The 10,933-nt window shown below is 75.8% G+C and carries 10 protein-coding genes and 1 pseudogene; 7 read left to right on the top strand and 4 right to left on the bottom strand.

The features are described 5' to 3' along the window. Nucleotides 1-276: 276 nt before the first annotated feature. Entirely contained in the window at nucleotides 277-933 is a 657-nt protein-coding gene (locus tag ABZ923_RS39650; protein ID WP_361482722.1) for a maleylpyruvate isomerase N-terminal domain-containing protein, read from the top strand. Nucleotides 934-980: 47 nt separating this feature from the next. On the opposite strand, the gene ABZ923_RS39645 is transcribed toward ABZ923_RS39650, so the two are convergent. Beyond that, on the bottom strand, nucleotides 981-1,724 hold the full coding sequence (locus ABZ923_RS39645; RefSeq protein WP_361482719.1) for a VCBS repeat-containing protein: 744 nt from the start codon (nucleotides 1,722-1,724) through the stop codon (nucleotides 981-983). A 203-nt stretch (nucleotides 1,725-1,927) separates the two neighbouring features. Here ABZ923_RS39645 and ABZ923_RS39640 point away from each other — a divergent pair, with 203 nt between their 5' ends. Next, on the top strand, nucleotides 1,928-2,593 hold the full coding sequence (locus ABZ923_RS39640) for a hypothetical protein (protein WP_361482716.1): 666 nt from the start codon (nucleotides 1,928-1,930) through the stop codon (nucleotides 2,591-2,593). Nucleotides 2,594-2,614: 21 nt separating this feature from the next. Here the strand turns inward: ABZ923_RS39640 and ABZ923_RS39635 are convergent, their stop codons facing one another. Next, nucleotides 2,615-3,511, bottom strand: coding sequence for an NAD(P)-dependent oxidoreductase (locus ABZ923_RS39635; RefSeq protein WP_361482713.1), 897 nt, complete (start codon nucleotides 3,509-3,511; stop codon nucleotides 2,615-2,617). Nucleotides 3,512-3,800: 289 nt separating this feature from the next. On the opposite strand from ABZ923_RS39635, the gene cpt reads away from it, so the two are divergent. After that, the gene (gene cpt, locus ABZ923_RS39630; RefSeq protein ID WP_361482710.1) at nucleotides 3,801-4,334 is read left to right on the top strand and encodes a chloramphenicol phosphotransferase CPT; all 534 of its coding nucleotides are present in this window, start codon (nucleotides 3,801-3,803) and stop codon (nucleotides 4,332-4,334) included. An 82-nt stretch (nucleotides 4,335-4,416) separates the two neighbouring features. Beyond that, nucleotides 4,417-4,677: pseudogene (locus ABZ923_RS39625) on the top strand (alpha/beta hydrolase fold domain-containing protein); the annotation flags it as partial. A gap of 20 nt (nucleotides 4,678-4,697) precedes the next feature. On the opposite strand, the gene ABZ923_RS39620 reads toward ABZ923_RS39625, so the two are convergent. Next, entirely contained in the window at nucleotides 4,698-5,765 is a 1,068-nt protein-coding gene (locus ABZ923_RS39620; protein WP_361482707.1) for a type II CAAX endopeptidase family protein, read from the bottom strand. Nucleotides 5,766-5,931: 166 nt separating this feature from the next. Between ABZ923_RS39620 and ABZ923_RS39615 the strand changes: the two genes are divergently transcribed. From ABZ923_RS39615 to ABZ923_RS39605, 3 genes are all read left to right on the top strand, one after another. Then, nucleotides 5,932-8,265, top strand: coding sequence for a histidine kinase (locus ABZ923_RS39615; protein WP_361482704.1), 2,334 nt, complete (start codon nucleotides 5,932-5,934; stop codon nucleotides 8,263-8,265). Between the two features lie 8 nt (nucleotides 8,266-8,273). Next, entirely contained in the window at nucleotides 8,274-8,933 is a 660-nt protein-coding gene (locus ABZ923_RS39610) for a response regulator transcription factor (RefSeq protein WP_361482701.1), read from the top strand. An 83-nt stretch (nucleotides 8,934-9,016) separates the two neighbouring features. Next, on the top strand, nucleotides 9,017-9,766 hold the full coding sequence (locus ABZ923_RS39605) for an SDR family oxidoreductase (RefSeq protein ID WP_361482698.1): 750 nt from the start codon (nucleotides 9,017-9,019) through the stop codon (nucleotides 9,764-9,766). A gap of 22 nt (nucleotides 9,767-9,788) precedes the next feature. Here the strand turns inward: ABZ923_RS39605 and ABZ923_RS39600 are convergent, their stop codons facing one another. Next, nucleotides 9,789-10,853: a YihY/virulence factor BrkB family protein gene (locus tag ABZ923_RS39600; RefSeq protein WP_361482725.1), complete on the bottom strand. Its 1,065-nt coding sequence runs from the start codon at nucleotides 10,851-10,853 to the stop codon at nucleotides 9,789-9,791. Nucleotides 10,854-10,933 lie beyond the last annotated feature (80 nt).

Below are 10,933 nucleotides of genomic sequence, written 5' to 3'. Positions count from 1 at the left end.
CCGGGGGGCCGGGGCCCGGGGGGGCGGGGGGGCCGCCCGGGCGGCCGGGGGGCGCCGGGGGGCGGGGGGGGCGCCCCGCGCCCGCCGCGGCGCCGCCGGCGCCCCCACGCCGCGAGCGGCTGGGGCTGGGGCCCGGCTCGGTGGTCGTCCTGCTGAACACCGAGGGCACCGCCGCCAATCCGCACGCACTCCCCCGCCACTGACCCACGGGAACCGCCCCCTCCGGGTCGGGGGAATCGGGTCGAAGGAAGAAGCCGGCACTGTTAGTTTGCGGGGGTGGATCTCTTCTCCCGCTCGTGGACGGCCTTGCGCACCGCGGTCGCGGCGCTCCCCGACGAGGACTTCGCGCGGCCGTCGGGCTGTACGGGCTGGCTCGTCCGGGACCTGGTGTGCCATCTGGTCATCGACGCCCAGGACGTGCTGATCACTCTCGTGACGCCCACCGCGGCGGAGCCGACCCGCAACGCGGTGACGTACTGGAACGTCACGGGCACCCCGCCGGCCGGTGACGACCCGCTGGACGCGCTGACCGTCCGGCTGGCCGCCGCGTACGAGGAACCGCGGCTGCTGAAGTTCCACCTGGACGACGTCGGTTCGGCCGCCGGCCGCGCGGCGGAGCTGGCCGATCCGGAACGGCGGGTGAGCACGCAGGACATGGTGCTCACCGTGGGCGACTACCTTTCCGCGTACGTCCTGGAGTGGACCCTGCACCACCTGGACCTGATCGCGCACCTCCCCGGCGCGGGGCAGCCGCCCGCCGAGGGCCTCGCCCGGTCGCGCGCGATGCTGGAGGAGATCGCCGGGGCTTCCTTCCCGGGGGCGTGGTCCGACCAGGACGTCCTGCGCGTCGGCACGGGGAGGAGGTCTCCGACCGAGACCGAGCGGGCCGAACTCGGCGCCCTGGACGCGAAACTCCCCCTCGTCCTCGGGTGAGGCGTTCGCCTGCGGGGCGGGTCGGCAGGCGGTCCCGGGTGGTTCCTTCATCCGGTGCCGCAGGCCGGGTAGAACGGTGTCAGGCCCGCGTGGGAGAGGCGGGCCGGGGGGTCGTAGCCGGTGCCCGGTGCGTCCGTGGTGTGGGCGCGGGTGCCGGGGGCGAGGCCGGTGCGGGCGTCGCCGAGGCGGGCCTGGGTCTCGTAGGAGCCGTCGCCCGAGTAGGTGTACGCCGCCAGGTCGGGGCGGCGGTCGTGGTCGAAGTCGGCCACCGCGATGTCCTTCGCGGCACCCAGGTCGAGCGGGACGGTCCGTCTGCTGCGGCCGGTGTCGGAGAAGGGGCCCAGCCTCAGCTCGGCCACGCGGGGCGGGACCGGGTCGTCGCCGCCCTGTTCCTCACCCGCCACGACGACCAGGTCGCTCCACCCGTCCCCGTCGAAGTCCGCCACGGCGGCGCTCACATACTCCTGCCGGCCTCCCGGACGGTCGGCCAGTCCCCGGGCGGTGACCGTCCTTTCGTGGGACGAGCCCACGGCGAAGGTGACGGTCAACAGGGTGCCGTGGTGGGACGGGTCGGTGATCCGGTCCGGACGGCCGTCGTTGTTCACGTCGGCGATCAGGTCCCCGGGCCTCGTCAGGCACGCGGTGACGGCGGGTGGCCCGGCCGGGCGGGGCGGTGGCCTGCCCAGCGAGTCCTCGGCACCGGCGAGGAGCAGCAGGGATGCCGCCACCGAACAGGCGGTGCGGGTGAGGCGTTGCGGCCGGGAAGGGCCGTGGTGTGCGCGCACTGCCATGATGAGGGATCGTAGCCACCGGGCGGCGCGCAGGCGGGCGTGGGGGTCGACGCATGTCCTCCCCCGCGCCATTCGAGCAGCGCGTCGACGCCGGCCAGCTGCCGGCGGACCGGCGGGTGCACGTTTGCCACCTCGCCAACGGTGAAAACGGGTTGACCCACCCGTATCATCCAGGTGTCGCACCGTCAGGAGCGGAGGGAAAGATGCCGGAAAGCGCTGGGCCCGTCACCGAACTGACCTCTCAGTACGTCAGCCAGGTGTCCAACGACCTCGAACGCAACCTCAAGGAGCAGGAGCGCATCACGGCGGAGATCGCCGCGCTGCAGGAGCAGTTGACCACCCTGCAGCACGACCACGCCGTCCTGCTCAACATGCAGCAGGCGCTCGGCATCGCCGCGGCGACCGGTGGCGTGGTCGTCCCCTCCCCTCGGAAGAAGAGCGGCGGCACACGGCGTACCGAAGCCGGGAAGCCGGCGGCCAAGGCCGCGACGGCCAAGTCGGCCACGGCCAGGACGACGGCGAAGAAGCCGGCGGAGAAGAAACCGGTGCCGAGGAAACCGGCGGCGAAAAAGGCGACCTCCGAGGCCGCCCAGCCCACGCTGGTCGAACTCGTCCGCCGGCACCTGGCGGAACAGAACGAACCGCGCTCGGCCGCGGAGGTCACCGAGGCACTGGACCGGACGCATCCGGAACGCGGCGTCCAGACCAAGGTCGTACGCGCCACCCTGGAGAACCTCGTCGCCAGGAACGGCGCCCAGCGCACCAAGCAGGGCTCGTCCGTCTTCTACACCGTGCCCGGGGAGTCCCCGGGACGGGCGGCGGAGGAACCCGCGGCGAAGACGGCGGAAGGCACCGACACGGGGGCGTGACCGCCGCCGCGCCGGGCCCCGTCAGGCCGACGGCCGGTCGCCGGGGTCGAAGCTGGCGAAGTAGGCGGCGGCCATGTCCTCGTCGGCGTGGCCCTGCGCCGCGGCGCGCTCCAGGCGTGCGGCGCTCGCGGCGGCCACGTCCAGCCGCACCCCGTGCGTCTCACCCGCCCGGACGATGAGCCGGGCGTCCTTGACGGCCGTGGCCACCGCGAACTGGGGCGGGGTCAGCCGCTCGTCCAGGATGAGCCTGGACTTGGCGTGCAGGTACCCCATGTCCAGCGGGCCGCCCGCGATCGCGTCGAAGAAACCCTGCGGGTCCACGCCGAGCGCCCGGGCCAGAGCCAGCACCTCACCCGTGGCGGCGGTGGCCGCGAGGACCCAGCTGTTGGCGACCAGCTTCAGCCGGGTCGCGGTGCCGGCCGCGCCGTCCTCGCCGGTCCACACGGTACGGGCCCCGACCGCGTCGAACACCGGGGTCACGGCGGAGCGGTGCCCGCTCGGGCCCGCGGCGAGGACGAGGAGCTGGCCGGCCTCGGCGGGCTGGCGGGTGCCCAGCACCGGCGCGTCGAAGAAGACCAGGTCGTGGTCGCGGGCGAAGGCGGCCAGGTCGCCGATGGCCTCGAGGCCGGCGGTGGTGGACTGCACCCAGGCGGCGCCGGAGCGCAGCGCGGGGGCGGCCTCGCGCAGGACCTCCAGGGTGGCCGGGCCGTCGTAGAGCATGGTCAGGACGACGTCGGCGCCCTCGACGGCCTCGGCGGGCGTGCCGGCGATGTGCGCGCCGTCGGCGGCGAGCGGTTCGGCCTTGGCGCGGGTGCGGTTCCAGGCGCGGACGGTGTGTCCGGCCCGTAGGAGGTTGCGGGCCATCGCGGCGCCCATGATGCCGGTGCCCAGGACGCTCACGGTGAGCTGGTCGGTCATGACGTCACCTTCCTGAATTCGGTGGGGCTTCGACGCACCGGGCGGGACCCGCGGGGCGGCGGGCACGCCCGGGTGGAACGCGGCCGGTCAGGTGCCGGTCCGGCCGGAGGCGGCGCGGACCGGGCCGACCGGCCACGTTCGGCGTCTTCGGGGCCGGTTCGGCGGCGGGCCGGCCGCTCTGCGTCTCCTGGGTGAGGATACGGACCCGGACTCCGGGAAGATCCGCCACAGCGCGGGCGGCGCCGGAATTCGCTATCCACCGTCCCCGAACGCTCCGTACCGTGTCCCGGTGACGACTCAGGTGATCCTTCTCAACGGTGGTTCCAGCGCCGGGAAGTCCGGAATCGTGCGGTGCCTGCAGGCGGTACTGCCCGAGCCCTGGCTGGCGTTCGGGATCGACGCGCTCGTGGACGCACTCCCGCCGAGGCTGCGCGGGGCGGACGGCGGGATCGAGTTCGCCGATGACGGCGGGGTGCACGTCGGAGCCGGCTTCCAGGCGCTGGAGGCGGCATGGCGGGAGGGCGTCGCGGCGACCGCCCGCGCGGGCGCGCGGATCGTCGTGGACGACGTCTTCCTCGGCGGGCCGGCCTCCCAGCAGCGCTGGCGGAAGGCCCTGGCCGGACTGACCGTGCTGTGGGTCGGCGTACGGTGCGATCCCGAGGTCGCCGCGGCACGGGAGCTGGCCCGGGGGGACCGGCCGCGGGGCATGGCGGCGGCCCAGGCCGAGCCGGTCCACCGGGGCGTGACGTACGACCTGGAGGTGGACACCACCCACACCGAGTCCCTGGCCTGCGCCCGGACCATCGCCGCCCACGTGGTCTGACCGGGGCGACCGCGGGGCGGCCTGAGCCCCCGCCCGGGGTGCCGGGGGCGCGCGTCCCGAGTGCGGGCCCGGTGGAGGGCGGTCGCCGCCGCGACCCACCACCGACCAGCTCACGGGCCTGCCCCCGGCACTGGTCATCACCGGCGAGGCCGACGTGCTGCGCGACGAGGGCGAGGCCTACGCCAACAAGCTCCGCGCCGCCGGTGTCCCGGTCACCGCGGTCCGCTTCCAGGGCATCATCCACGACTTCGTGATGCTCGACGCCCTGCGCGGCACCCACGCCGCCCAGGCCGCCATCGACCTCGCCGTCCGCACCCTGCACACCGCCCTGCACACCGCCTGATCCGGGCTCCGGGCCGCCGCTCACCCACCGTCGGCGCCGTCTGCCTGGGCGCCCCGGGAGGCGGGCGGGACCGCCGTACCCGGTGCCGGCCGACCGGGCCACTGCGGCGGCACCGGGGCGCCGTAGACGGGAGCGCCGTAGACGTACGGGTACGCCGTCGCGGGAACCGCCGGCGGCGCCTGCGCGGGCGCCGGGGCGGTGCGCTCCAGCCGCCGGCGGCGCAGCCACCAGGCCACGGCCGCCGTGTACAGCGCGATGCCCACGACGTCGAGCGCGACCACCTGCCACGGCGCGTCGGCCGCGGTCTCGTCGCTGCTCAGCCCGTCCACGACGGCGGCCGAGGCGCCGAAGGCGAGGAGGTTGTTGACCGCGTGCAGGGCGATGGCCGCCTCCAGCCCGCCCGTCCGCCAGGTCAGCCAGCCCGCGGCCGTCCCGAACACCACCAGGTCGGCGAAGCCCCAGGGGGTGCCCCAGCCGTGGGCGGCGGCGAAGAGGACGGCCTGGGGCAGGAGGGCGGCCCACGGCGAGCGCAGGTACGCCCCGGCGGTCTGCGTCAGCCAGCCCCGGAACACGTACTCCTCGGCGGCCGCCTGCACCGGCACGAGCACCACCAGCATGGCGAGGGCCTTGCCGAAGGCCGTCCAGCCCGCCCACGTGCCCTCCGCCTCGCCGTCCGCGGGCAGCAGGAACATGGCGCCCATCGCGAGGGCCAGGACCGGCACGGCGGTCAGCACGCACCGCAGCAGCCAGCGCCATCTCAGGCGGCCGGTCACGGACGAGACCGTGCCGGGCCGGCGCCTGCCGATCCAGTGCACGGTCAGCGCCAGGACGGGTATCGCCACCGCGATCGAGAGCAGGTCCAGGGCGGTGCCCGAGACCGGGCCGAACTCCGGCCAGCCGTCCGCGTCCTCCCGGTAGCCGAGGGACAGCCCCAGGGCCGCGCCGCAGAGCATCAGCAGGACCACGGCGACCAGATAGGTCACGGCCGCCACCAGCGTTCCGAGCAGGGGGCGCCACCACCGGTAGCGGGGGGAGAGGCGGGCCAGGCGGTGGTAGGGCAGTTGCCCGGGGAGCTGTTGCTGTGTCATGCCGTCAGCCTGCCCCACCCGGCCCGGTGTGCCATCGGCCCGGGGCACGACCGGTTGCTCTGCCCCGGGTTGGGGACGGGTCCCCGTCTCTATCCCTGGTGGGAGAGGCCTCTCCCCCTCAGGTCCGGTGCCCGGCGCCCGGCCGGCCTCTACGCTCGTCTGCGACATGGAGACGATTCGCAACTGGCTCCTGCCCCTGCTGCTGGCGGCCGGGCAGGGCGTCCTGCTGTGGCCCGGCGTGGGCCCGGACGGCACACCCGGCGGACCGGCGCTGTTCTGCGTGCTGGGCGCGCTGGCCCTGGAGACGGCCGCACTGGGGCGGCGCCGGACCGTCCCGGTGCGGGCGCTGGCCTGCACCCTGGGTTCCCTGGTGCTGGGCGGGGTCGCCTGGCCGGACGGCTATCTCGGCATCGGCACGCTGATCGCCCTGTACTCCGTGGCGGTGCGCTGCCCGGTGCCGGTGACGGTGCGGGCCGTCGCGGCCGTGGTGGGCGTCGAGTGGGTGCTGTCGGCCGTGCGGGAGGGCCCCCGGCCCGCGCTGCTGTCCGACATGGTGATCGCGCTCGGTGTGTACCTGCTGTGCGCGGGGCTCGGCGAGGCACGGCGCCAGTGGCTCGCCGGCCGGCTCACCGCGGCCCGGCGGCTGGCCGGGGCGGAGCACGTCCGCCGGCTGGCGGCCGACCAGGAGCGCCGGCGACTGGCCCGGGAACTGCACGATGTGAGTGCCCATCATCTCACCTCGGTCGTGGTGACCGTCGACGCCGCGCGCCGGCTCCAGGACAGCAGGCCCGACCTGGCCGCCGAGGCGCTGGCGTTCGCGGAACGCACCGGCGTGGAGACCCTCACGGCGCTGCAACGGCTGGTCGGGCTGCTGCGGGACACCGACCGCCCGGACCACCGGCCGATGAGCGGGCGGATCGAGGAACTCGTCGCGGGCTTCGGCCGGTTGGGCCGTCCGGTGACCGCGCAGCTCCCCGGCGACCTGGCGGGCCCGTCGGCCGAGGCGATCCACGGCATCGTCCGCGAGGCGCTCACCAACGCGCTTCGGTACGCGCCCGGTGCCGCCGCCCGGGTACGGGTCACGCGGGCGGACGGCCTGCTCCGGCTGACCGTGGAGAACGCGCCGCCGCGCACCGCGCCGCAGGGGGCCGGGGGTCTGGGCGCGGGGCGCGGCGTGGCCGGGATGCGGGAGCGGGCCGCGGCAGCCGGTGGCGACCTGACCGCCGGGCCCACGCCGGAGGGCGGCTGGCGGGTGCGCGCGACGCTGCCCGACGGTGCCGAACCGCGGCGGCCGGACGAGCCCGGCTGGCGGCGTGACGTCCTGCGGGAGCAGCGACTCGCCGATCCCGCGCTGGTGTTGGTGTCGATGGCCCTGCCGGTGTCGTGCGCCCTGGCGCTCACGGAGGACTGGTCGGCCGCCGCCCGGCGCGCCGCGCTGCCGGCGCTGCTGGTCGTCTGCGGGCTGCTGGTGCTGCACGCGCTGCCCCTGCTGTGGCGCAGACGTGCGCCGTGGGCCGTCCTCCTCGGCGTTCTCGCGACGGCCTGGCTGGGTCCGGCGGCCGTCGCCGGGTGGCATCTGCCGTCCCATGTGGCGCAGTTCCTCGCCGCCGGGACGCTCGTGGAGACGCTGGCCGTGTACGCGGTCGCCGCGTACGGGCAGGGGCCCGGGCGTACCTGGCCGGCGCCGGCCGCGGCGACGCTCGGTGCGGCCGGCACCGTGGCGGCCGCGTCCGCGGCCGACGGTTCGGTCGCGGGCGAGCCGACGGGCGCGGCCGGCACCGTCCTGCTGGTCTTCGTCCTGTCGGTCCTGCTGGCCCCGGTGTTCGCCGCCGTGTGGGGCGCCGGCCTGTTCGTACGGCGCCGCCGGCTGCGTGCCCTGGCCTTCGACGACTTCGCGTTCGCCAGCTCGATGTGGCAGGCGGACCGGGCCGCGGAGGCCGAACGGCAGCGGCTGGCGGCCACCTTGCCCGATGCCGTGCCGGCGCACACGCGGGCGCTCGTCGGCGCGGCCCGGCGGGGCGACCTGGCGGAGGTGGCGGGCACGGCCAGGGCGGCGCTGGCCGCGATGCGGGAGATGCTGCACCGCCTGGACGACGGCGGCGAACCCGGCGGCCGGCTCGCTCCGTCGCCGGCCGTCGGCGACCTGGAGGCACTGTGCCGCGCGCTGCGTTCGGGCGGCAGGGACGTACGGCTGCGGGGCCTGCCGGAGGCCGCCCGGGACCTGCCGTCGTCGGTGCAGGTCTCGGTGTACCGGATCGTCGAAGCCGCGCTGGGCGCGGGCGACGTGGGCCCGGCCCGGGTGACCCTGCGGCGGTGGCGCGGCACCCTGCGGATCACGGTGACGGGGGTGCGGCTCGCCGTCGTCGGTCCGGTCGCCGAACGCCTGCGGGTGCAGGCCGCCGCGGGCGAGGGCCGGATCCTGTGCGAACCGGCCGGTACGCTACGGGTGGTGTTGCCGGCCGGAGCCGTTCCGGCCCCGGTCCAGGAGGTGTCCCCGTAGCCGTACGCGTGATCGTCGTCGACGACCAGGCCGTGGTCCGGGCGGGGTTCGCCGCCATCGTCGACGCCGAACCCGATCTGACCGTGGTGGCCGAGGCCGGTGACGGGGCGACGGCGGTGTCGCTCGCCGCCGCCGGGGAGGCCGACGTCGTCCTGATGGACATCCGGATGCCGGGCATGGACGGACTCACCGCGACCCGGCTGGTCACCGCGCCGGCCGACGGCCCTCGCGTGCTGGTGCTCACCACGTTCGACCTGGACGAGTACGTGTACGAGGCGCTGCGCGCCGGGGCGTCCGGGTTCCTGCTGAAGGACGCCGAGCCCGAGCAGCTGCTGTCCGCGATCCGGGTGGTGGCGGCCGGCGACGGCATTCTGGCGCCCGCCGTGACCCGCCGGCTGATCGACACGTTCGCCCGCAGCGCCCCGCCGCCGCCCCCGGCCGGCGGTCCCCTCGGCCGGCTCACCCAGCGGGAGCGGGAGGTCCTGCTGAAGATCGCCTCCGGACTGACCAACGCCGAGATCGGCGCCGAACTCGGCGTCACCACGGGCACGGTCAAGAGCCATGTGAACGCCCTGCTGTCCAAGCTCGGTCTGCGCGACCGGGTGCAGGCCACGATCCTCGCCTACGAGACCGGCCTGATCACCCCGGGCGGTGTCCCGCAGGGCTGACCGCGCGGCGGCCCGCCGCGGCCGCCGAGGTCGATGTCCGTTCCCCGCCGGTGCTCGCCGGTGCCGTCGGCTGGGATGGAGTCATGACTTCACGAGTGGAACTGCGGGGCAGGACGGCACTGGTCACCGGTGGCAGCCGGGGCATCGGCGCGGCGACGGCACGGCGCCTGGCGCGGGAGGGCGCGGACGTGGCCCTGACCTATGTGCACGGCAAGGACGCGGCCGAGGCCGTCGTCCGGGACATCGAGGCGCTGGGGCGGCGGGCGGTGGCCCTGCGCGCCGACTCCGCGGACGCGGCGGAGGCGGCGGGCGCGGTACGGCGCGCGGCGGACGAACTGGGCGGGCTGGACGTGCTGGTGGGCAACGCGGCCCTGGGGGTGATGGGGCCGTTGGAGGACCTGTCCCTCGCGGACGTCGACCGGCTCCTGGCGGTGAACGTGCGCGGGGTGTTCCTGGCCGCCCAGTCGGCCGCCGCGCTGATGGGGGCCGGCGGGCGGATCATCACGATCGGCAGTTGCATCGCGGCGCGCGTGCCGGGCCCCGGGGCCACGCTGTACGCGATGAGCAAGTCGGCCGTCGTCGGGCTGACCAAGGGCCTGGCGCGGGAGCTGGCCGGGCGGGGCATCACGGCCAACGTCGTGCACCCGGGCCCGACCGACACCGACATGAATCCCGTGGACGGGCCGTACGCGTCGGGTCAGGCGGCGATGACCGCCCTGGGCCGCTTCGGTACGGCCGAGGAGGTGGCGTCCATGGTGGCGTTCCTCGCGGGGCCGCAGGCGGCGTACGTGACGGGCGCGGAGTTCGCGGTGGACGGCGGATACGCGGCGTGACGGGGCCGGGAGGGCGTCGGCGTCAGGTCTCGTCCAGGCGGCGTACGTCCTCCTCGTCCCACTTCCTGGTGTCGCGGGGCCGGGTGTAGGGCTCGGCGCGGGGCGGATGGCCGCCGGCGATGGCCCGCTGCCGCAGGGTCTCCGCGTCGAACTCCAGGCCCAGCAGGACGGCCAGGTTCGTGATCCACAGCCAGACCAGGAAGACGATGACGCCGGCCATGGTGCCGTAGGTCCTGTTGTAGGAGGCGAAGTTCGCGACGTAGACCGCGAAGCCGGCGGAGGCGGCCAGCCAGATCAGCAGGGCGAGGGCGCTGCCGGGGGTGAGCCAGGCGAAGCCCTTGACCTTGGCGTTCGGGGTGGCCCAGTACAGGATGGCGATCATCACGGTGACGAGCAGGACCAGCACCGGCCACTTGGCGATCGCCCAGACGGTCAGCGCCGTGTCGCCCAGGCCTAGCGCCTGCCCGGCACGGTGGGCCAGGGCACCGGTGAAGACCACGATGAGCGCGCCGGCCACGGCGAGGATCATCAGCACGACGGTGACGCCGACGCGCACCGGGAGGATCTTCCACACCGGGCGGCCCTCGGGCATGTCGTAGACGGCGTTGGCGGCGCGGATGAACGCGGCCACGTACCCGGACGCGGACCACACGGCGAGCACGATGCCGGCCAGGGCCATGACCGAGCCGACGCCGGCGCCGTCGCGCAGCTGTTCCACGGCCCGGGTGACGATGTCCCGGGCGGGGCCGGGCGCGAGACCGTTCAGGTCGGCCAGCACCCGGTCGGTGAGCGATCTGCCGGCTACGGCCAGCAGGGAGACCAGCACCAGCAGGGCGGGGAACAGGGACAGGACGGCGTAGTAGGTGAGCGCCGCCGCACGATCGGTCAGCTCGTCGTCCACGAACTCGCGCAGGGCGCCCCGGAAGGCCGCGGCCCACGCGCGGCGGGGCAGTTTCGCGGGGGTCCGCGGCGCCCGCCGCTCGACCTCCGGGGCGGGGCCGGCCTCCTCCGGCGCCGGGATCCGCGGCGCCGGGTTCTCGTCGGTGGACTGCCGGTGGTGCCGCCGGGGTACGTGCAGCTTCGCCATACCGGCCGGGTTACCCGGCGGGGCGCCCTCAAGCCCCCCGCCGAGGCGGTTCACCCGCCCCTGCCCCGGCCCGCCCGGCA

Source organism: Streptomyces sp. NPDC046881 (assembly GCF_040645015.1).
Classification (GTDB): domain Bacteria; phylum Actinomycetota; class Actinomycetes; order Streptomycetales; family Streptomycetaceae; genus Streptomyces.
The sequence above is the reverse complement of the archived record's forward strand: the minus strand, read 5'-3'. Positions and strand labels throughout refer to the sequence as shown.